Origin of the sequence: Roseiterribacter gracilis (assembly GCA_018332375.1) — a bacterium.
Classification (GTDB): Bacteria; Pseudomonadota; Alphaproteobacteria; order BOG-932; family Roseiterribacteraceae; genus Roseiterribacter; species Roseiterribacter gracilis.
In genome coordinates this window covers 3042625-3063243 of record BOPV01000001.1, presented here as the reverse complement: position 1 = coordinate 3063243, position 20619 = coordinate 3042625, and the positions used below count along the sequence as shown (strand labels likewise).

Genomic DNA, 20619 nt, shown 5'->3' with positions numbered 1-20619 from the left:
GGCGCCCGTCTGCCCTCTGGACGGCGCGGCCTCAGCCGCGGTTTTCCGCGGAAAACCCCCATTCCATAATTCTGGAATTCATGAAATATTGAATTCAGCAATTATGAAGCGCGCCAGTGAAATCGGGCTGACCGTGAAGGTCCCCCCGCATGTGAAGCATGCGATCCGCCGCCTCGCTGCAGAGCGCGGCGTGACGACGCGCGCGATCATTCTGCAGGCGCTACGTAGCAGCGAGGGGCTCGAAATTTCCGAAGATGAGCTGACGGATCTGCGCGGCCGGACGAAAGACCGATGAACTTTAAAGCTCTCGAGTCCGCGCAGAAGCTCCGCGGCGGCTACTACACGCCGCCGCCGATCGCCGAATTTCTCGGCGCGTGGGCGTTGGAAAAAAATCCGTCGACGGTTCTAGAACCTGGCTGCGGCGACGGCTCGTTCCTGCGTGCGCTTGGTACGGTCGCCAAGAAAAAGCTGCGCGTGTTGGGCATCGAGCGCGACAAGAATGAAGCGCGCAAAGCGCAAGCAGTCGTCACGTTCGGCAATTTCGATGCGACGTCGCAAGTTCGCACCGCCGATTTCTTTGACTGGGTGCTGCAGAACAAAGCGACGTTCGATTCGATCGTCGGCAATCCGCCCTTCATTCGCTACCAGTATCTCGAACCGGACCAGCAGAGCGCGGCTGAAAAACTCTTCGCCTCGCACGGGCTTCCGTTCACCAAGCACACCAATGCTTGGGTGACGTTCGTGCTGGCCTCGATGGCGGCGCTGAATCCCGGCGGGCGACTAGCGATGGTGGTTCCGTCCGAGCTGCTGCACGTGCTGCATGCCAGCGGGCTGCGCCAATATCTGCTACAGCACTGCGCCACGATTCAAATCGTCGACATCCAGGAAATCGTCTTCGGCGATACGCTGCAGGGCACGGTCTTGTTGCTGGCGGAGAAGCGCGAACGCGGCGACACCAGCCCCGCCAGACTCGCCATCAAGCGCATCGCAAATGCCGAAGCGATCTGGAAACGCTCGAGCAAGCTGTTCACCGACGTCGATTGGGTGATCGGCGCCGATCTCACCTACAAATGGATGGCCGCCTATCTGTCAAAAGACGAGCGGCTGTTGCTTGCCGATCTGACTCAGCGCGGTGCAGCGGTTGCGTTCAACGACGTCGCCAAGGTCGATGTCGGCATGGTGACCGGCGCCAACAAATTCTTTCTCGTGACCGACGAAACCGTCCGCGAACACAAGCTCGAAGCCTATGCGGTGCCGATGTTCGGCCGCAGCGATCATGTAAGCGGCGTCATCTATGGCGCGCGCGATCACGCCGACAACGCAAAGCGCGGACAGCCGACCAACTTCCTCGATTTCTCGTCGGTCGGCGCACGCATGCCGGCCAATGTGAAACGCTATCTCGCGCTGGGCGAAGAGGAAGGGATTCATCGCCGCTTCAAATGCCGCGTGCGCAAACCCTGGTACGTGGTGCCGTCGATCTATGCGACGCCGGTCGGCATGCTGAAACGCTGCCATCATTTTCCGCGCCTGGTGCGCAACAAGCTCGGCGCATACACGACCGATACTGCGTATCGCATCGATGCAATCAGCAAGATCTATCCGCCCGACACGCTGGTCGCTTCGTTCGTCAATTCGCTGACCGCATTGTCGGCCGAGCTGGTCGGCCGCCATTACGGCGGCGGCGTGCTGGAGCTGGTTCCGTCCGAGATCGAACGGTTGGCCTTGCCAAGCCTGCCGGCGAAATTTCCGGCGCAACTGGTCGAGCTCGACAAAGCGGTTCGCGCCAGCACGCCGGCGGTCGAGTTGCTGGAACAGCGCGACGAGATTGTGCTGCGCGGTGCGGGCCTCACGCCCGACGAATGCGCGCTGTTGCGTGGCGGCTGGCAAAAACTTTCGGCGCGCCGCCAACGTTCGTCGACGACGCCCGACGGCGCCAATCCCGAAGACGGGTGGGAGTCGCTGGCGGCCGAGTGATGGTTCAGACGAAGACGATCGTGAACTGACCCGCGTCGTTGGGGCCGTAGAGTTCGAGCGTTCTTTTAAGCACGTTCGTCTCGCGCACGATCGGTGAAGCAGCGCCCCAATGCAGTACGGTCGTAACGTTTTTTTGCTTCGCTTCGCGTGACGGCTGATGCGAGACCATCAGTGTGAATGGGCCGCCCATCGGCTTCTTTCCGTTCAGAAGCATGAACTGCGCCGTTGCCACGCTCTTTTTGGGCGTGCTGTCGGCCCATGCTAGGTGTCCGAACACGTCGTTGCGGAAATAACGCGCGCTGCTGATCAACTCGCCGTTGACCTTAAACCTGCTTTGCGAAAGCCGCAGAACACCAGTCGGGCTGGATTTGCCTTTCGGTTGCTGGGCGTCACTCTTTGCCAAATTTGGTTTGCGCCAGCGTAGCTCGCCCAACATGGCGGATGCAGTTTGTGCTGCAACGCTCGTCGGCCCCGCGACGTTTTGTGGTTTCTTGTTCGGCCGTGGCGGTGCCTTCGCAATTATCGGCTTACCGAACGGCGATGCCGTTGCGGCCGTTGTGCCAGCAGGCTTTGCATTCGCTTGTTTGAGCACCGCCTTCATCTGCACTTCGGTCGGCAGGTCGCCGCTGCTTGTAAGCTGCGCGAGCAATGCGGCACTGGCGTTGCGTGCGATGCCGTGCGCTGGGTTCAACCACGTCGTCATTGCGGTACGCAGCGCCGTGAATGCGGTTTTGTCGGACGCAATCGTCAGGTCAAACTGAATCGCGGTTGCGGCTTCGTAGTTCGTGAACAACCCGCCTTCGGTGAGATTGCCCGAACCGACCAATGCGGTCGCGCGCTTCTTGTCCGCAAATAAGAACGCCTTGGGATGAAACGTGTGCGCCAAGGATGCGTGGTGGCAGAGGAAGAGATTGTCCGCGCCGACCGCAGTGACGAGATCCTGCACTGCTTCGAGCGAGGTGCCGTGATGATCGATGCCGACGCCCAACAACACGCTTCGGCTTGTCGCAAATTTCTGCAGCGCGTCGGTGAGGTGACCCGTACCGGATTGTTTGGCGAAGGCGACGGTGGCCCAGAAATTCTGCCAGTTTGATTCGCCCAATCGATTGAGCAGCCAGTCGCCGGTCCGCTGAGGTCCGTCCGGCTGTCCGACAAACTCGATTTTCATCCAGGCACGCCTCTACAGGATTTGCCTGTTTTTAGAGCGCCGTCAGAGTCGCAACAATATTGGGGAAGGTGCAGGTGGTGCCGAAACCCGGATTTGAACCGGGGACCTACTGATTACGAATCAGTTGCTCTACCGCTGAGCTATTTCGGCGTACCTGGAGAACTCCGGACGAACCGTCGCGGAGCGGCCGGGACCATAGTCAGGCAGGTCCGCCCACGCAACCTTCCCTGCGAAGGCAGGGAGCCATTGCGCCGCGAGGCCGCAGGCCGCCATTTGGCTAGAACTCAATGACGATTGAACGGATCCCCGCTTTCGCGGGGAATATGGCCCCTCGATGCAGCAGCGCACCTCCGAACCCGCCCTGAATCTCGCCCCGGCAACGGCGCGGCTGATCTTCCTGTTCGTGGGGTTGCACCTGATCCGGCTGCTCTTGCCGGAGGGGATCGACCAGGCGTTGGTCGAGACCCTGGCCGTCGTGCCCGCCCTCTACACCGAAGGGCCGTTCGACGTGTCGTGGCTGTGGCGGCCGTTCACCTATGTCGCGTTGCATGGCGGTTGGCTGCATCTGCTCGTCAACTGCGCGATGTTGGCGGCGCTGGGCAGCGGCGTCGAACGCGCGATCGGCGCCAAACGATTCCTGCTCATCTTCTTTGCGTGCGGCATTGCCGGCGCAGCGGCGCATGTCGCCGCGTATCCGGATTCAGCCGACGCAATCATCGGCGCGTCGGGCGGTATCTCAGGTCTGTTCGCAGCCGTCGTGTTGGCGATGCGCCAACGCAGCGGCCAACGCTTGCTGCCGCTGGCAGCGGTGTGGATTGCCGTGATGGTGGTGACGGGCGCGTTGGGCATCGGCGGCGACGGCGAACAAAACATCGCCTGGGTCGCGCATGTCGGCGGCTTCGTTGCGGGTCTCGGGCTGTTCGGAGCACTGGCCCGATCCCCAGGATCGGACCAGCGTCCCGAACAAAAAGAATAAAAGCATCAACGAACCCAAGTCGGTTCGCTGATGCGGTCAGCCTGCTCGTAACAAAAGCGCATCCCCCACAGGATCCTGGCTGAGCGGCGCGGGCGGCGTCGGCGGACGCGGCCCCCACACCATCGAATCAAACGCACGACAGCTGGGGCACGAGGCCGACCAACTTTCGGTTTCGGTGCCGCAAACGCCGCATACGAACGCAGGATCGTCGCCCGCATCGAGCGCGCGCACCAACCAACCGCGCACAGTTGCTTCGTCGCTGCCGGCGCCTTCTTCGACACGCGCCAAGGCACGACCCAAGCGGCGCGTCAGACCAGCCGTCTCAGCCGCCTTGGTCAAATTCACGCGTGCATCGCCCCACAGGCCGGCATCGGCCTGCGCTTCGCCCAACGCCTGGCGCGCGACCGCGCTGTCGGGTGCAAGTTCCAACAGACGCTCCAAGCGCTGCGCACGTTCGAGCGACGTGGTTGCGCCATCCATTACCGCCCATGCAGCTGCGATCGACGGATGCGGACGTTCCACCCAGCTTCGTTCCAGCGCGCGCGCTGCAGGTTTTGCACGACCGGATGCTTCGAGCAGCGTCGCAAGTCGCACCGCTGCCGGCGCCGAAGCGGGATCGAGCTCGTGCGCTTTTTGTGCGTGCGCGATTGCGTCGGCGGTGGCGCCGGCTTTCGCGGCTTCGTCGGCGCGGGCCAGCAACACCGCAACGTGATGACGGCGCGCGACTTGCGGCGCGAACGCGTTCAACCGCTCGGCGTCGGCCAAGGTCGCTTCGGCCTGCGCCCATTCATGGGCGCGCGCTTCGAGTTCGAACAAGGTCTTCGCCGCCCACAGCGACTTGCCGTTCACGCGTCGTGCCTCGCGCGCCAGCTTCAACGCCGTTGCGTCGTCGCCGCGTTCGAGTGCCAGCGCGATCAAGCCGCGCAAGCCCAGAAAGCGTGTTTCGGTCTGTTCGCGCAGAATGCGGAAATGTTCTTCGGCCTGTTCCAGCTCGCCCGCCGCATGCGCGGCCTGACCAGCGAGAAAATGCGCCAGCGCCGGATCCGAGACGCCGACGCCTTCGGTTGAACGTTGTGCAAGGCGGCGCGCATCGCGCGTGTCGCCCGCTGCAATCGCGACGAGGCCGCGCGTCAGATCACGACCGGCGCGTTCGCGCGCCTGGCGACGGCGCGAACGTGCGAAGCTGACCGGCGCGCGTTTCACGATGCGATAGAGACGCGCCAGGGTCAGCGTCGCGACCGTCACGACGAACACGAAGCCGATCAGCATCGCGGCCGAGGTTTCGATCAACCAGCCTTGCCATTCGATCGACGCTGCGCCCGGCCGCTCCGCCAGCCAGACCGCAACGATGACGACGAACGCGAGCCGCGCGAAAAACCACAGGCCTCGGATCATTTCGAATCCGCCGGCTTCACCATCTGCGTCGGATCGATGCCGAGACGTTCGATCACGATGCGCTGCAGCTCTTCGCCCGCATCATCGAGATTCAAACGACGTTCGGCGGCGCGCAGCCAGGGGCGCACGACGTCGGCAGGCAAACCGGTCAGTGGTTTCAGCGCCTGCACCGCACCTTGCAGATCGTCGGCTTCAGCCATTGCTTCGGCGCGCGCCACGGCAGCATTGACGCCGTCGCCCTTGGCGTCGGCACCAACGCGACGGATCGAGATCACCTGGCTGACGCGATACATCGCCTGGTTCCACCAGTCATTGCCGTCGCCGACTTTGGCGCTGCGCACCAATTCGGGCGCCTGGCGTGTCAACTCAGCGCGCAATTCTTCGCGCGTCGGCACGCCGTTCTCTGCGCCGTCCTGAATGCGGTCGAGCAGTTGCAGCAGTTCGACGTCGGCACCTGCCATCGAACGCAGCGCCGCAATTTGTTTGTCGAACGGGCGCGCGGTTTGCGTTTGCGCGCGCAACTGGCCGACCGCGAGCACGACCGCTTCGTTGCGCAGATCGGCGGCGCGGCGATCGTTCAAGGTTGCTTCGACCGATTCGATGCGACCCGTCTGCGCCTGCAGTTGCTGTTGCGTCTGGCGCACCAGACCTTGCAACGACACCAGCGACGCCTGCACGTCGGTGATGGTCTGCAGCAGAATTTCGCGGCCCTGCGTCGCGACCTGCATTTCGTTCAGACGGGCCGCGACTTTGGCGAGGTCGCCGGTCTGCGCGCGTACCTGCCCGACTTGCTGTTCGAGTTGCGCCAGACGATCGGTCAGTGGCGCATCGGTGCCACCGGTCGGGCGTGCTTCGAGCGCAGCGATGCGCGCGGTCAGATCCGGGCGCGCTTCCAACGCTGCCACGCGCTGTTCGAGCGAGGTCGGATTGCTCCGCTTCTGCAGGTCGTTGAGATGGACGAAAAAGGCGCCGACCATGGCGACCATCGCGACGACGGTGACAACCGCCGCGTAGATCGCCAGCCGGCCGAACTGCCGGTCGCGCACCGGCGCTGCGACCGGGTCGGCGATGGCGGCGATGTCAGCTTCGAGCGCGTCGGGGATTTCGTCGGCGCTGCCGTTCGGATCGGTGGCAGCCAGCAACTCGGGATCGACGGCCAGACCGTGCTTGGTCGCAGCCACCAGAATGTCGGCGTGGCGGGCGCGCGGGATGGCGTTGCGCTTTTTCCAGCCCTGGACGGTGGTGACCGGCACGTCGAGCTTGGCCGCCATCGGGCGAATGCCGCCGAAGGTTTCGATCACCCGCTCGGTCGCCGATGGCTCGGTCCCCTCGGTGCCTGTCGGCGCTACAACGTCCTCGTTCATCGACTACCTCACGCCCCGTATGGGCCCAACCGTTCCAGCAGCGCGTCCAACGTCGGACGGTCTGCGACTTCGACCCGCTGCCAGCGCACCGTCGCGACGGCATCGGCGATCGCACCTGACAGCACCAACGCACGTACGGGTGCCAAAAGGTCCGGATCGACTAGCGATATAAACGCGACGGCTGAGCGCGGCGATAAGAAACAAGCGGCATTGACCGTACGCGCGTACAGGGCGGTACGGACGGCTGCCGGCAGTGATGGTTCGGCCACAGTCCGATAGAGGCTGACCCGTTCGATCGCCTGGCCGCCGATCGCGATCTCGCCGGCCACATCTTCGCCCGCGACGTGAAGCAGCGATCTTACGGCACCCATTCCGAGAAGTGCGTTCAGCGCGGCGACGTCGCCGGCGGCCGAGACGACATTCTGGAAGCCGATTGCGCGCGCCGCATCGGCTGTGGCGTCGCCGACTGCGTACGCGACCTGTTCGCGCTGCGGATTCAGGGTCGCGAAGGCACGTACGCCGGCTGCACTGGTGAAGACGAGCCCGTCGAACCGGCTGAGATCCGGCAATGCGGCCCCCGTCGGCTCGGTCCGCAGTGCCGGCGCCAGCAACGGCGTCCAACCCAGCGACGCGATGCGCGATGCGAGCGGTTCGGCGCGCTCGGCCGGTCGTGTGACGAGGACGTGCGGCCCGGTCACGCCAGAAAGAGGTCGGCTGGCATCTGGGCCTTGAGCGCGAAGCCGGCTTCTTCGCCGATGGCGGCGGCATGGGCGGCCGGTCCTTCTTTGCGCGTCTGAAAGACCCGCGCGCCGTCGGGCGAGGCGACCAGCCCGTCCAGGATCAGCCGCCCGTCGACCAGCATCGCGAGGGCTGCAATCGGGGTCCGGCACGACCCGTCCAGCACGGTCAGCAAAGCGCGTTCGGCCTCGACGCGTTGGCGCGTCGCGGCGCAATCGAGCGCAGCCAGCAACGCAGCCACGGTTTCGTCGCCAGCGCGCGCCACGCAACCGACCGCGCCCTGTGCCACGGCGGGCAGCAGCTCGGTTGGATCGAGCGCATGTTGAATCAGCTCGGCGTGACCGAGCCGGTTCAGGCCCGCCACCGCCAGCAATGTCGCGTCGACGTCACCAGCGTCGAGTTTGGCGAGACGCGTCTGCACGTTGCCGCGCAACGGCACCACGCGCAGATCGGGCCGCGCGTGCAGCACCAGCGCCTGGCGCCGCAGACTTGCGGTGCCCACCACCGAACCTGCCGGCAAGGTCAGCAAGGTCGAAACCTTGTCGCGTGCAAACCACGCGTCGCGCGGATCTTCGCGCGGCAATAGCGCGAACAATTCGGTGCCGTCGCACAGACGCGTCGGCACGTCTTTCATCGAATGCACCGCGAGGTCGACGCGGTTGTCGAGCAAAGCTTCGTCGAGTTCTTTGGTGAACAGGCCTTTGCCGCCCGCTTCGGCCAGGGTGCGATCCTGAATCCGGTCGCCGGTGGTTTTGATCGGCACCAGTTCGGGCGCGGGCAGGCCGGGATGTGCAGCGACCAGACGCGCCGCCGTTTCACGCGCCTGGGCGAGTGCGAGCGGGCTGCCGCGTGTCCCGATGCGAAGTGGGCGATCCAAAACCATGCGCGTGTTCGAGCATGTGGCAACGCGCGCTGCAACTCGGCGCGTCACCGCAATTCGTCGCGCCGTGTCGAATTCAAAGTCCCCTCTCCCCGCGGGAGAGGGAGGGACCCGCGCACGCAGTGCGTGGGAGGGTGAGGGTTCCTTCGTGTCGACGAACCCTCACCCCCAACCTCTCCCGCAGGGAGAGGGGGCGTGAAACGTCAATCAGCTTTTAAAGAAAGCGAGCAGGTCGGCGTTGATCACGTCCGCATGCGTCGTGCACATGCCGTGCGGCAGACCCGGATAGGTCTTCAACGTGCCTTTCTTGAGCAGCTTCGCCGACAACGGCGCGGAATCCGCGATCGGCACGATCTGATCGTCTTCGCCGTGCATGACCAGCACCGGCACGTCGATCTTTTTCAGGTCTTCGGTGAAGTCGGTTTCCGAAAATGCCTTGATGCAATCATAGTGCGCCTTGGCGCCGCCAATCATGCCCTGGCGCCACCAATTGTCGATGACGCCTTGGCTGATTTTCGCGCCCGGACGGTTGAAGCCGTAGAACGGGCCGGTCGGGATATCGATGTAGAGCTGCGCGCGATTGGCGGCGAGTGCTGCGCGGAATCCGTCGAACACTTCGATCGGCGTGCCGCCCGGATTCTTCTCGGACTTGACCATGATCGGCGGCACGGCGCCGACCAGAACCGCTTTTGCCACGCGGCCTTTTTCGGCGCGCGCAACGTAATGCGCGACTTCGCCGCCGCCGGTCGAATGACCGACATGGATCGCGTTCTTCAAGTCGAGATGCTTGGCCAGCTCGATCACGTCGGCTGCGTACGTATCCATCTCGTTGCCGGTCGCGGTCTGCGTCGAACGACCGTGGCCGCGCCGGTCGTGCGCGATGACGCGATAGCCCTTCGACAAGAAGAACAACATCTGGTTGTCCCAATCGTCGGCGCTCAGCGGCCAGCCGTGATGGAACACGATCGGTTGTCCGGTGCCCCAGTCTTTGTAGAAAATCTGGGTGCCGTCTTTGGTCGTGATGGTCGCCATTTTCATATCCGCGTTGGGGGTTTTTGGAGGTGCCGCCGAAGCCGCCCCGGTGACCGACAAGGCCGTGACCGAGGCTGCACCGAGCAGCACGTCACGCCTGCCGACGCCCGACGCGTCGTTGTCTGCATTGGCCAAGTTTGAATCCTTCCATGTCGCAGCCGTGCGCGCAGGATGCGCCGGCCCGCCGGCTCGTGGCTTGAACGGATCGCTCCTTATCTCGGTCGAATTTTGAAAAATCGGGCCGGCGCCCTAGGTTCGGCCCGCTATGTTGGTTCTGGGCATCGAAACCTCCTGCGACGAAACCGCCGCAGCGCTCGTCGACGACACGCGCGCCATCCGTGGCGAGCTGGTCGCGTCGCAGCTCGACGAACATCGCAAATTCGGCGGCGTCGTCCCCGAAGTCGCGGCGCGCGCGCATCTGGATCTGCTCGACGCGATCGTGCGCGAAGTGATGCAGCGCGCCGGCCTGACCTTTGCCGATCTCGACGTGGTCGCCGCGACTGGCGGACCGGGTCTGATCGGCGGCGTGCTGGTCGGCGTCACCACCGCGAAAGCAATCGCGCTGGCGGCGGGCAAGAAATTCGTCGCGGTCAATCATCTCGAAGCGCACGCGCTGACCGCGCGCCTCACCGACGACGTGCAGTTTCCCTATTTGCTGCTGCTTGTGTCAGGCGGCCATTGCCAGTTGCTGGTCGTCGAAGGCGTCGGCCAGTACCGGCGCTGGGGCACGACGATCGACGACGCAGCCGGCGAAGCCTTCGACAAAAGCGCAAAGCTGTTGGGCTTGGGCTATCCCGGCGGACCGGCGCTGGAAGCAGCCGCCAAACTCGGCGATCCAACGCGCTTTCCTTTGCCGCGTTCGATGGTCGGCAAACCCGGCTGCGATTTCTCGTTCTCCGGGTTGAAGACCGCGGTGCGCACCGCGATCGAAAAAGCAGGCGCGCACGACCTGCCCGATCTGGCCGCGTCGGCGCAGGCTGCGATCGCCGAACAGCTTGCCGATCGCACCGCGCGCGCAGCCAAACGTTTCACGCAAGAATACCCGGCGGGCAAACAGCTCGTCGTTGCGGGCGGCGTTGCCGCCAACGCAACGGTGCGCGCGCGGCTGGCTGCGGTTGCTGCAAAACACGGGCTGGATTTCGTCGCACCGCCACCGCGCCTGTGCACCGACAATGCAACGATGGTTGCGTGGGCGGGGTTGGAGCGCGCGCGCTTGAACATGTTCGACGGGTTGGATTTCGCACCCCGCCCGCGTTGGCCGCTTGACGCGACCGCGCCCAAAGTCGCGTTTGCAGGCGTGAAAGCATGAGCGCACCCATCGCAATTCTTGGCGCCGGCGCCTGGGGCACCGCGCTTGCCATCGCGCTCGCACGCGACGACGGACCGGTGCGCTTGTGGGCGCGCCGCGCCGATCACGCCGGATGGTTGCAGCAGTCGCGCCACAACGATGCCTATCTGCCGGGTGCGCGCCTGCCCGACAGCGTCACCGTCACCAACGATCTCGACCAGGCGACCAACGACGCGTCGGTGCTGCTGGTCGTCACGCCGGCGCAGCATGTCGCCGGCCTGCTGCAGCAACTCAAACGCGGCGACGCGCCGTTGCTGTTGTGCGCCAAGGGAATCGAGCGCGGCAGCGGACGGCTGCTGACCGAAGTCGCGCGCGAGCTGGCGCCGTCCCGTGCGCTGGCTGTGTTGTCGGGCCCAACCTTCGCCGATGAAGTCGCGGCGGGAAAACCGACTGCGGTCACGATCGCGTCCGACGACGATCCGCTGGCGGCGAGTTTGGTCGCGCGCATCGGCAGTCCGAGTTTCCGTCCCTATCGCTCGCCCGATCCGATCGGCGTCGAAGTGGCGGGTGCGTGCAAGAACGTGATCGCGATCGCATGCGGTCTCGCGATTGGTGCGGGCCTGGGTGAGAACGCGCGCGCTGCGTTGCTGACGCGCGGCCTGGCAGAGACGACGCGGTTGGGGCTGGCACTCGGCGGCCGGCCCGAAACCTTTGCCGGCCTGGCTGGGCTGGGCGATCTGGCGCTGACCGCGACCAGCCCGCGTTCGCGCAATTACGCGCTGGGTCTGGCGCTGGGCGAAGGTGCGACCTTGGACGAGCTGATGCGCGGCCGCAGTTCCGTCGTCGAAGGTGCGGCGACGGCGGGGGCCGCGTTGCTGCGCGCCAACCGGCACAGCGTCGAATTGCCGATCGCGCAGGCGGTGGCCGATATCATCGAAGGCCGCGCCACCATCCGCGATGCGATGCGCGGTCTGCTCGCGCGGCCCTTCAAAGCCGAGGGTTGAGCCGGTAACGTCCGGCCCATGCTGTTTCACATCCAGTGCGTTGACCGCACCGATGCCGGCACGACGCGTCCCGACACGCGTCCGGCCCATCTCGTCTTTCTCGAAAAATTCGTGCCGCAGATCATTACGTCCGGTCCGCTTCTGTCGGCCGAAGGCAAGCCGTTCGGTTCGGTCTTCGTGATCGACTTTCCCAACGAGGCGGCGGCGCGGCAATTCTGCGCCGACGATCCTTACGCCAAGGCGGGTCTGTTCGCGTCGACCACCATCACGCGCTTTCGCCAGGTCTATCCGAGTGCGCGCGAATGAGCGCGGCGTATTGGCTGGTGAAGTCGGAACCGGCGGTCTTTTCCTGGGACGACATGGTCAAGGCGAAGACCACCGACTGGAGCGGCGTGCGCAATCCGGGCGCGCTGATCAACATGAAGAACATGAAGAAGGGCGACCGCGTCTTCTTCTATCACTCGAACGAAGGCAAATGCGTCGTCGGCATCGTCGAGGTCGCCAAGACGTTCTACGCCGATCCCAAGGACGAGAAGTCGGGCCTGGTCGACGTGAAGGCGGTCGAAAAACTGCCGAACGAAGTGACCTTGGCCACGATCAAAACCGACCCGGCGCTGAAAGACATGGTGCTGGTCAAGAACTCGCGCCTGTCGGTGCAACCGGTGACGGCAGCCGAGTGGGCGCGTGTGTGCAAATTGGGCGGCGTGAAGTGACGGCGCGCTTCGCGTAGCCGTCATCCCCGCGAAGGCGGGGATCCAGGTGTTCGTGCGTAGTGCTGCTGGAATTCCCGTGTGGTGACTCCTGGATCCCCGCCTGCGCGGGGATGACGAAATACGGCGCAGCCGGGCGGTTGAGCGCGCAGGTCGCCATCGTCTAGGGTCGTTTCTCCAAGCCGATCGGGATGAAACCCGGCCACACCGGAGGACGACTGAAGTGACCGACGCCGCCAGCCAGCTCTTTCCGCCGCCGCCTGAATTCGTCGCCAAGGCGCGGCTCGATGCAGCCGGCTACAAGCGCATGTACGAGGCATCGGTCAGCGACCCCGACGCGTTCTGGGGCGAACAGGGCAAGGCGCTGCTCGACTGGATCCGGCCGTTCACCAAGGTCAAGAACACCAGCTTCAAAGGCGACGTCGCGATCAAATGGTACGAGGACGGGCAGCTCAACGTTGCTGCCAACTGTCTCGACCGCCATGTCGCAACGCGCGGCAACCAGACTGCGATCATCTGGGAGGGCGACGACCCGACCCAATCGAAACACGTCACCTATCGCGAGCTGTTCGAACAAGTCTGCCGCTTCGCCAACGCGTTGAAGGCGCGCGGCGTGAAGAAGGGCGACCGCGTCACCTTGTATCTGCCGATGATCGTCGAAGCGGCGGTTGCGATGCTGGCCTGCGCGCGCATCGGCGCGGTGCATTCGATCGTGTTCGGCGGTTTCTCGCCCGACAGTTTGAAGGATCGCATTCTCGATTGCGATTCGACCGTGCTGGTCACCGCCGACGAAGGCGTGCGCGGCGGCAAGGCGATTCCGTTGAAGGCGAATGCCGACAAGGCGCTCGAATCCTGCCCCGACGTGTCGACCGTCTTCGTCGTCAAACGCACGGGCGCCAACGTGCCGATGAAAGCGGGCCGCGACATTTCTTACGAAGACTCGGTCGCTGCTGCTTCGACCGATTGTCCGCCCGAAGCGATGGGCGCGGAAGATCCGCTATTCATTCTCTACACGTCGGGTTCGACCGGAAAACCCAAAGGCGTGTTGCACACGACCGCGGGCTACCTCGTCTGGGCGACGATGACGTTCCAGTACGTGTTCGATTACCGCGACAAGGAAATCTATTGGTGCACGGCCGACGTGGGCTGGGTCACCGGACACAGCTACATCGTCTACGGACCGTTGGCGTCGGGCGCGACGACCTTGATGTTCGAAGGCGTGCCGAACTACCCCAGCGTCAGCCGCTTCTGGGAAGTGGTCGACAAGCACAACGTGTCGATCTTCTACACCGCACCGACCGCGATCCGCGCCTTGATGCGCGACGGCGACGCGCCGGTGAAGAAGACCAGTCGTAAATCTCTCCGCCTCCTCGGATCCGTCGGCGAACCGATCAATCCCGAAGCCTGGCTTTGGTATCACAATGTCGTCGGCGATGGCCGTTGCCCGATCGTCGATACGTGGTGGCAGACGGAAACCGGCGGCCACATGATCACGCCGCTGCCGGGTGCGATCACGACCAAGCCGGGCAGTGCGACGGTGCCGTTCTTTGGCGTGCAGCCGCAGCTTGTCGATGCCGACGGCAAAGTTCTCGACGGTGCCACCGACGGCAATCTCTGCATCATCGACAGTTGGCCCGGCCAGGCGCGCACTGTGTTCCGCGATCACAAGCGCTTCATCGAAACCTATTTCAGCACCTATCCGGGCAAGTACTTCACTGGGGACGGGTGTCGCCGCGACGAAGACGGCTATTACTGGATCACCGGTCGCGTCGACGACGTGATCAACGTGTCGGGCCATCGCATGGGCACCGCCGAAGTAGAAAGCGCGCTGGTCGCGCATGCCAAAGTCGCCGAAGCGGCAGTCGTCGGCTTCCCGCACGACCTCAAAGGCCAGGGCATCTACGCCTACGTCACCTTGAATGCGGGCGAGCAGCCGACCGATGCGTTGCGCAAGGAACTGGTTGCGTGGGTGCGCACGCAGATCGGCCCGATCGCAACGCCCGATCACATTCAATGGGCGCCGGGTCTGCCGAAAACGCGTTCGGGCAAAATCATGCGCCGCATTTTGCGCAAGATTGCCGCCGACGAGCATGATCAGTTGGGCGACGTGTCGACGCTGGCCGATCCCGCCGTCGTCACCGATCTGGTCGAGAACCGCCAGAACCGCGCGAAGTAGCAGCAGCCAGGAGCGCAACGATGACGTTCGAGTCGAATCCGGTTCCGCTGCGCAATGCGATCGCCGCACGCGCCCAACGGCTGTTGCTGCGTCCCAGCGAAGAATGGGTGCGTATCGCCGACGAGCCGATGACCGAAGGCAATATCTATCGGCAATGGGTGATTCCGCTGGCGGCAATCCCGCCCGTCTGCAGCTTGCTTGGGTCGTTGCTGTTCGGCGGTGTGCACCCTGGGCTTTTGCCGGCGATCGGCGGCGCAGCGGTGCACTATGTGCTGGCGCTTGTCGGTATCTTCGTCGCTGCAATGGTGATCGATGTGTTGGCGCGCAGATTTGGCGGCGCGCGACAGGATGTGCAGGCGCTGAAGGTTGCGGCTTTCAGCCAAACAGCCATTTGGCTTGCCGGCTTGTTCAATTTGATTCCGGCCTTGTCGCTCCTGACGTTGCTCGGCCTCTACAGCCTGTACCTGCTCTATACCGGTCTGCCGATTTGCATGCGCGCGCCGAAGGACAGTGCGTTGCCCTATACCGCCGCAGTCGTGGTGGCGACGATCGTCATCTATGTCGTGATGGCGGCGTTGCTCCGGCTGATCGGGATGGGTCCGCTGTTGGCGTAAGGCATCGTTTCAGTCCACGCGCCCAATCTACGGGCTGCAACTCTCGCCGCGCGTGCGCGTTGTGGAGATGTGTTTCACATCCTGATTCTAACGGCGGCGTTGGTCGCGGCAGCAAATGGCGCTGCGGCGGCGGAGCAGCAGCTGTTCAGTGGCGTGCCCGATACGTGGCGCGGCGTCGGCATCGAATTCCGCGACGAGCAGCCCGTGATCGCACGCCTGATGGAGCACATGAACGCCGAGGCGGCCGGCGTTCGTGTCGGCGACCGCGTTCTGGCGATCGCGGGTGAGCCGGTCGCGACTTCGCGCGAAGCAATCGCCAAGATCAAGATCGCGTCGCCGTCGCCGGTTCGCTTGACGGTGCAGGCACCGGGTGCAGCCCCGCGCGAGGTCGAGGTCGCGCCGGCTGCGATGACAGACGTGCGCTGGACGATGCTTGAGGATGGTGTTGCGTATCTGCGCATCCGCCGCTTTGACGACGACAGCGCAACCCATCTCCGCGCCGCGATCCGGCAAGCACGCGTCCGCGGCGCGCGCGCCTGGGTTCTCGATCTTTGCAGCAACGCGGGCGGATCGCTCGACGCGACGGTCGCGGTCGCGCGGCTGTTTCTCGACCGCGGCACGATCGTGACGGTGCGCGGTCGCCGTGATGAAGCTGCAGAAACATACGAGGCGCACGGGCCGGACGTGCTGCACAACATGCCGCTGGTGGTGACGATCGACGCACGCACCAACGGCGCCGCAGAGATCGTCGCGGCCGCGCTGCGCGACAACGGGCGGGCGAAGCTGGTCGGCCTCCCAAGCTTCGGCGACTCCGCCTTGCAGGCGCATCTGCCCGTACCCGGCAAAGACGGTATGCGGCTGGTGGTGGCGCGGGCGTACACGCCGACGGGCGCCAGCTTTCAGCGCGTTGGCATCAAACCCGACGTCGAGCTCGACGCGGGCGCGTCCTACGACGCAATTCAAGCACGGGCGGAAGAGCTCGTGCGGGCGCAACGCGCGGGCCGCTAACGACCTGTGATTCTCCTGCCACAGCCCGCGCGCACCTTAGCTGCGCGCATCCGGCAGTCGACTTTTGCCATGCGTTTGCCTTGAATGCGCGCGCAGATCCGCCCCGCCCGTATCACAAAGAAGAGCCGCGCAATGTTTCGGCCCACGCAGGTCCTGTTGATTCTCGCCGTGCCGCTGGTCCTTGCCGGCTGTGCCCGCGATTTCTCGCCCAACACCTACGGCACGCAGGCGGTGCAGCAGGCGAACAAGGTCAACCAGGGCGTCGTCATCGGCGTGCGCAAGGTCGACATCAAAGGCGATGCAGCCACCGGTGCTGCGACCGGCGCGGCTGCGGGCGGCATCGTCGGCAGCAATATCGGCAAGGGCACGGCCAGCGCGCTGTCGACCTTGGCCGGCACCGTGTCGGGCGGGCTGATCGGCGCCACGGCGCAGCAGACGGCCGAGAACACCTGGGGCTACGAATACATCGTCAAGCGCGGCAACGGCGACTTGCTGTCCGTTACGCAACACGATGAAAAACCGTTGGCGATCGGCACGCGCGTGTTGCTGATCGAAGGCGCGCAAGCGCGCATCGTGCAGGACTACACGGTGCCGGTCGAAGAGCCGAAGCCCGAGGGGAAGCCCGAAGAGAAGAAGCCAGAAGAAAAGCCGGCGGAACAACCTGCGCCTGCAGCAGCACCGGCCGCGCCCGCCGCAACCAGCGAACACCAGCAACAACCCGCAGCACCCACCGGTAGCTGACCGTCATGTTGCGCTGGATGCTCGTCGTCGCTTTGTTCGTCGGCAGCACCGCGCACGCGGCGCCAAGCTTCGATTGCGCCAAGGCGACAACCGACATCGAACGCGCGATCTGCGCGTCGCCGGACCTGTCCGCGCTCGATCGTGATCTGGAAACCGCCTTTCGCGCCGCGCTTGCCAACAGCGGCGACGCACGCGACGCGCTGTTGCGCGAGCAGCGCGTATGGCTGGACCTGCAGCGCGCCCGCTGTGGCCCGTGGGATCGTCCGGCGAATGCCGAGAAGCAACTTTTCTGTCTCTTGCACGAGTATCAACTGCACGTCGCATCACTGCAGGCGCGCGCCGCAGCAGCTGCACCCGGCCCGATTTGCGATCGCGTCGAGCGTGCGTTGCGCGCCGCCGGTCCGACCGATGCGACGTTGTTGTCGCTCGTCACGCAGCCGGACGGTCCGCTCAAACAGCAGAGAGTATGGAACGCAGGCACCAACACGCCGGAATTCGCAGCGCTTGGCTTTCCCGCCGACCTCGACGATGGCGGCGTGGCCGATCTGTACCGCTTTGGCACGTCGCCCTTGTTCAAGTCGATGCAGTTGCAGGGCAGCATGGCGTGCGAACGCTCGCGCTATTTCGAGCTGCGCAACAGCAAGGTGGTCGAGATCGACGATCCATTTCCGGGCGACGAGTCGGCGCACTGTCTGAACGACAGAACGGCGGCGGCGATCGGTGCTGGCGGCGAGTTGATCAATGTCGAGACCTCGCCGTCGCGCCTGCGGCTGGTGCAGCGCGTTGGCGGTGCCTGGCGACCGATGTGCGCCTTCGAGCGCAAGACACAGACGCGCTTCGTGCCGACCGAGCGCGTCTGCACCGGAACGATGTGCGCAGATCTCGAAAGCTTCGCGCGCGCCTGGCTTGCCGAAGACAAGACCGTGCGCAACCTGCCCCGCGTGAAATGGCAAGACATGCTCGACCAGCGCCCGCAAATCGGCGCGCATGGCGCAGCGCTCGACATCGCGCCGTACGACTACAGCCTCAGCAACGACGACATATTGGTCGAGGTCGAGCTGTCCGGCGCCAAACATGTCGTGCTCATCGGCATGCCGACATTGGGCTGGCGCGTGTGGCCCGACTATGTATTCGGCGTCTTCGACCGCGGCAAAGGCGGCGTCGCGTTTCTGCGTGCGCGGCGGATGGCGTATGGCGCGGCGACGGTTACACGGCGCTAGGCACGATGTTGCCGCCTGGCTGTTCACCATTCGAGCAGGGACAGTCCTGGCACGTCTTTGAAGTCGGCTGCGTTCATCGTGACGAGTGTTGCATGATGAACAAGCGCCTGCGCGGCGATCATTCGATCCAGCAATTTGCGTCGTGAATATCCAGCGGCTTCGACGATTGCGCGGTACGCGTCGGCGGCAGCATCGTCGAACGCGAGAACCGGGAGCGTGGACAAGATCGCATCAAGGCGTGGTCGGCGCAGATGCGCTTCGGCAGCGTCGCGGTGAACGCCTTCTTCAAGTTCGACACGGGTGACAATCGACAACAGAACTGCGCCATCGAGCGCCGCGATCTTTTGCGCAACTGTCGCGTCACCGTCGCGAAGATGAATGGCGACGTTTGTGTCGAGCAGGAACGCCAATCGTCAAAGCCCGTGGCGTTCGGGCAATGGTTCGTCGTCTCGCGTTTCGACTGCGCTCGGCTTTGGCAACGCATGTAGACGCGCAATCAGATCGCGCACCGGCGGCTTGACGGGATAGATGGTCAGTACCTCGCCAGACCGCACGATCGTGAGCTCCATGTCGCTCCCGAACGCGACGTCGCGCGGAAGGCGTACGGCCTCGCTATTGCCGCTCCGAAACGTCCGGCTTTTCGTGATTGTCATCGGCGACCCCACTTCGTCATCACACGTATATACCGCAGAAAGCCTCGGCGGCAAGACGAGTTCCGCGGGCCCTGCCTACGGCGCATCGGAATAAAGGGTCGGCCTAGTCGTCCTCGACCCGCCGGCCGGCCTAAGCTCGCGGGCACAAAGGACGAGGCCGACGCCGCATGCCCCGTTCACCGATAGCCAGCGGCAAGAACGGAGAGGGCTCATGCGTCGTATTGCACTCGCACTGTTGTTGTCTGCTGTTGCGCTGCCGGTCTATGCCGCCGATGCGCCGGCGCCCGAACGCAAAGTGCTGATGACCGAACCGCTGACCGGGTCGCCGGACAAGCAAGTCGTGCTGGTCGATGTGACGTGGCCGGCGGGATCCGCTTTGGGCTGGCACACGCATCCTGGCGACGAATACGCCACCGTCGTTGCAGGCGAGTTCAAGCTGCGCAGCGAAGGCGGCGAGTGGAAGACCTACAAAACCGGCGAGTCGTTCCACAACAACGCCGGCGTCGTACACGAAGGCAAGAATGACGGCACCGTGCCGGCACGCACGATTCAAACGTACGTCGTCGCGAAGGATCAACCTGTCGCGACGATGAAGAAGTAAACACTGCGCGTGCTGCGCCGTTCGCGCGAGCGGCGCAGCACTATCCTTTCCGCAACCCCTCCGGCACGTCGACCTCGAACGCGCCGTACTTCGCGCTTTCGACCTGCATCTTTCCGCCGGCCTCAGACACGAACTTCAAATCGCGCGTCTTCAAATGCGCGATCAGTTTTGCTCTCGTGCCGAAGACGCCGTTGGTGATCGCCGACTGCAATGCAGCCTGCATGGCTTTGCGCATTTTGATTTTCTCGGCATTGCTGCCGGCGGCCTGGCTCATGCGGCTTCCTCGATTGTGCGGGGACGCGCAAACGGCGTCGGATAGCGACGGAACAGCAAAAATAAGATGGCGCCAAGCGGAACCCAGAACTGGATCGAGAACAACTCGACCGGAGACCGCACGTGCGTGAACTGGAACATGCCGGGATTCAGAAACGCGGTTCCGAAGGAACGCAGATCGTCACTGAACGCGGGTTGCACCAGCCCAATTACCAGGACGACGCGCCAGAACCAGCGATAGGTCGGCGGTCTGCGCACGGATGACGTCAGACCCCAGATCGTTGCCGCGATTGCCACAAGCAGCGAAGCGAGATTGATCCAATCGCGCGCCTGCATACCGTCGAACCGGAACGACCGGCCGGTTGGCAACGGTCGCGCCATCGATTCCACGTTGATGCTGACGATGCGCGCCGCGTCGCCTTCGCCACGCACCATGAGATGGATCGCGAGCCAGTCATCGCGGCGCTGGCGTTGGTAGGTCAGCGTCGTGATCGGCGGCGGGTTGGGATCGGCGCTGTCTACGTACGGACGCCGCAGCTGCCAATAGACGCGGTCGAGTGCGTTTTCGTAGTTGCCGGTGAAGCTGCGTAGCTTTGCGACGTTGTACGGGTCATACAGTTCAGGTCCATCCGCGACTGCTGCGGCGGCCTTCAAATCATTGGCGTCGATTGCCGCCACATAGAGACGCGCAGTCTCGTCGATGCCGGCGGGCAACGTTGGCGACCTGCTGCAGGCCGCGAGCGGCACGAGCAGCAACAGAACGAAACAACGCGCGGCCGCCCGGATCGACCGCGCGACGCGCAT

Annotated in this window: 23 protein-coding genes and 1 tRNA gene; 13 read left to right on the top strand and 11 right to left on the bottom strand. The window is 64.4% G+C overall.

Translation table 11 applies throughout. From position 1 onward, the window contains the following. Positions 1-103: 103 nt before the first annotated feature. Both TMPK1_RS15320 and TMPK1_RS15315 read left to right on the top strand, forming a co-directional pair. Positions 104-295 carry a hypothetical protein gene (locus TMPK1_RS15320; protein ID WP_420244001.1) on the top strand — a complete coding sequence of 64 codons (192 nt, stop codon included), beginning with the start codon at positions 104-106 and terminating at the stop codon, positions 293-295. Then, positions 292-1974, top strand: a complete 1683-nt coding sequence (locus TMPK1_RS15315; protein WP_420243999.1) for an N-6 DNA methylase — start codon at positions 292-294, stop codon at positions 1972-1974. The genes TMPK1_RS15320 and TMPK1_RS15315 overlap by 4 nt, the downstream gene beginning before the upstream one ends. A gap of 4 nt (positions 1975-1978) precedes the next feature. Here the strand turns inward: TMPK1_RS15315 and TMPK1_RS15310 are convergent, their stop codons facing one another. Together TMPK1_RS15310 and TMPK1_RS15305 are read right to left on the bottom strand one after the other, a co-directional pair. Next, positions 1979-3142 (bottom strand): phospholipase D family protein, encoded by a 1164-nt coding sequence (locus TMPK1_RS15310; protein WP_420243998.1) that lies wholly within the window; start codon positions 3140-3142, stop codon positions 1979-1981. A 75-nt stretch (positions 3143-3217) separates the two neighbouring features. Then, positions 3218-3292, bottom strand: a tRNA-Thr gene (locus TMPK1_RS15305). A gap of 184 nt (positions 3293-3476) precedes the next feature. Between TMPK1_RS15305 and TMPK1_RS15300 the strand changes: the two genes are divergently transcribed. Further along, positions 3477-4118, top strand: coding sequence for a rhomboid family intramembrane serine protease (locus tag TMPK1_RS15300; RefSeq protein ID WP_420243996.1), 642 nt, complete (start codon positions 3477-3479; stop codon positions 4116-4118). 36 nt (positions 4119-4154) lie between these two features. Here the strand turns inward: TMPK1_RS15300 and TMPK1_RS15295 are convergent, their stop codons facing one another. The 5 genes from TMPK1_RS15295 to TMPK1_RS15275 all read right to left on the bottom strand — a co-directional run bounded on the left by TMPK1_RS15295 (position 4155) and on the right by TMPK1_RS15275 (position 9527). Beyond that, complete coding sequence (locus TMPK1_RS15295) at positions 4155-5513, bottom strand: heme biosynthesis protein HemY (protein WP_420243994.1); 1359 nt, start codon at positions 5511-5513, stop codon at positions 4155-4157. Further along, positions 5510-6877 carry a COG4223 family protein gene (locus TMPK1_RS15290; protein WP_420243993.1) on the bottom strand — a complete coding sequence of 456 codons (1368 nt, stop codon included), beginning with the start codon at positions 6875-6877 and terminating at the stop codon, positions 5510-5512. Before TMPK1_RS15290 ends, TMPK1_RS15295 begins: the two co-directional genes overlap by 4 nt. A gap of 8 nt (positions 6878-6885) precedes the next feature. Then, positions 6886-7575, bottom strand: a complete 690-nt coding sequence (locus TMPK1_RS15285) for a uroporphyrinogen-III synthase (protein ID WP_420243992.1) — start codon at positions 7573-7575, stop codon at positions 6886-6888. Continuing rightward, on the bottom strand, positions 7572-8498 hold the full coding sequence (gene hemC, locus TMPK1_RS15280; RefSeq protein ID WP_420243990.1) for a hydroxymethylbilane synthase: 927 nt from the start codon (positions 8496-8498) through the stop codon (positions 7572-7574). Before hemC ends, TMPK1_RS15285 begins: the two co-directional genes overlap by 4 nt. 204 nt (positions 8499-8702) lie before the next feature. Continuing rightward, on the bottom strand, positions 8703-9527 hold the full coding sequence (locus tag TMPK1_RS15275) for an alpha/beta fold hydrolase (protein WP_420245676.1): 825 nt from the start codon (positions 9525-9527) through the stop codon (positions 8703-8705). Positions 9528-9792: 265 nt separating this feature from the next. Between TMPK1_RS15275 and tsaD the strand changes: the two genes are divergently transcribed. The 9 genes from tsaD (at position 9793) to TMPK1_RS15230 (ending at position 18288) form a co-directional block, all read left to right on the top strand. Beyond that, positions 9793-10836: a tRNA (adenosine(37)-N6)-threonylcarbamoyltransferase complex transferase subunit TsaD gene (gene tsaD / locus TMPK1_RS15270; protein WP_420243989.1), complete on the top strand. Its 1044-nt coding sequence runs from the start codon at positions 9793-9795 to the stop codon at positions 10834-10836. Then, positions 10833-11819 (top strand): NAD(P)H-dependent glycerol-3-phosphate dehydrogenase, encoded by a 987-nt coding sequence (locus TMPK1_RS15265; protein ID WP_420243987.1) that lies wholly within the window; start codon positions 10833-10835, stop codon positions 11817-11819. Before tsaD ends, TMPK1_RS15265 begins: the two co-directional genes overlap by 4 nt. Positions 11820-11837: 18 nt before the next feature. After that, entirely contained in the window at positions 11838-12125 is a 288-nt protein-coding gene (locus tag TMPK1_RS15260) for a YciI family protein (RefSeq protein WP_420243985.1), read from the top strand. Continuing rightward, complete coding sequence (locus TMPK1_RS15255; RefSeq protein WP_420243983.1) at positions 12122-12532, top strand: EVE domain-containing protein; 411 nt, start codon at positions 12122-12124, stop codon at positions 12530-12532. The genes TMPK1_RS15260 and TMPK1_RS15255 overlap by 4 nt, the downstream gene beginning before the upstream one ends. 220 nt (positions 12533-12752) lie before the next feature. Beyond that, positions 12753-14705 (top strand): acetate--CoA ligase, encoded by a 1953-nt coding sequence (gene acs / locus TMPK1_RS15250; RefSeq protein ID WP_420243981.1) that lies wholly within the window; start codon positions 12753-12755, stop codon positions 14703-14705. A 20-nt stretch (positions 14706-14725) separates the two neighbouring features. Continuing rightward, positions 14726-15319, top strand: a complete 594-nt coding sequence (locus TMPK1_RS15245) for a Yip1 family protein (RefSeq protein WP_420243980.1) — start codon at positions 14726-14728, stop codon at positions 15317-15319. Between the two features lie 69 nt (positions 15320-15388). Next, complete coding sequence (locus TMPK1_RS15240) at positions 15389-16327, top strand: S41 family peptidase (protein ID WP_420243978.1); 939 nt, start codon at positions 15389-15391, stop codon at positions 16325-16327. 132 nt (positions 16328-16459) lie between these two features. Then, positions 16460-17068 carry an outer membrane lipoprotein gene (locus TMPK1_RS15235; RefSeq protein WP_420243977.1) on the top strand — a complete coding sequence of 203 codons (609 nt, stop codon included), beginning with the start codon at positions 16460-16462 and terminating at the stop codon, positions 17066-17068. Between the two features lie 5 nt (positions 17069-17073). Continuing rightward, entirely contained in the window at positions 17074-18288 is a 1215-nt protein-coding gene (locus TMPK1_RS15230; protein WP_420243975.1) for a lysozyme inhibitor LprI family protein, read from the top strand. Positions 18289-18311: 23 nt separating this feature from the next. Here TMPK1_RS15230 and TMPK1_RS15225 read toward each other — a convergent pair whose 3' ends face one another. After that, on the bottom strand, positions 18312-18698 hold the full coding sequence (locus TMPK1_RS15225; RefSeq protein ID WP_420243973.1) for a PIN domain-containing protein: 387 nt from the start codon (positions 18696-18698) through the stop codon (positions 18312-18314). Between the two features lie 3 nt (positions 18699-18701). After that, the gene (locus TMPK1_RS15220) at positions 18702-18941 is read right to left on the bottom strand and encodes an antitoxin (protein WP_420243972.1); all 240 of its coding nucleotides are present in this window, start codon (positions 18939-18941) and stop codon (positions 18702-18704) included. A gap of 211 nt (positions 18942-19152) precedes the next feature. On the opposite strand from TMPK1_RS15220, the gene TMPK1_RS15215 reads away from it, so the two are divergent. Further along, complete coding sequence (locus TMPK1_RS15215) at positions 19153-19542, top strand: cupin domain-containing protein (protein ID WP_420243970.1); 390 nt, start codon at positions 19153-19155, stop codon at positions 19540-19542. 40 nt (positions 19543-19582) lie between these two features. Here TMPK1_RS15215 and TMPK1_RS15210 read toward each other — a convergent pair whose 3' ends face one another. Both TMPK1_RS15210 and TMPK1_RS15205 read right to left on the bottom strand, forming a co-directional pair. After that, complete coding sequence (locus TMPK1_RS15210; protein WP_420243969.1) at positions 19583-19816, bottom strand: hypothetical protein; 234 nt, start codon at positions 19814-19816, stop codon at positions 19583-19585. After that, complete coding sequence (locus TMPK1_RS15205; protein ID WP_420243967.1) at positions 19813-20619, bottom strand: hypothetical protein; 807 nt, start codon at positions 20617-20619, stop codon at positions 19813-19815. The genes TMPK1_RS15210 and TMPK1_RS15205 overlap by 4 nt, the downstream gene beginning before the upstream one ends.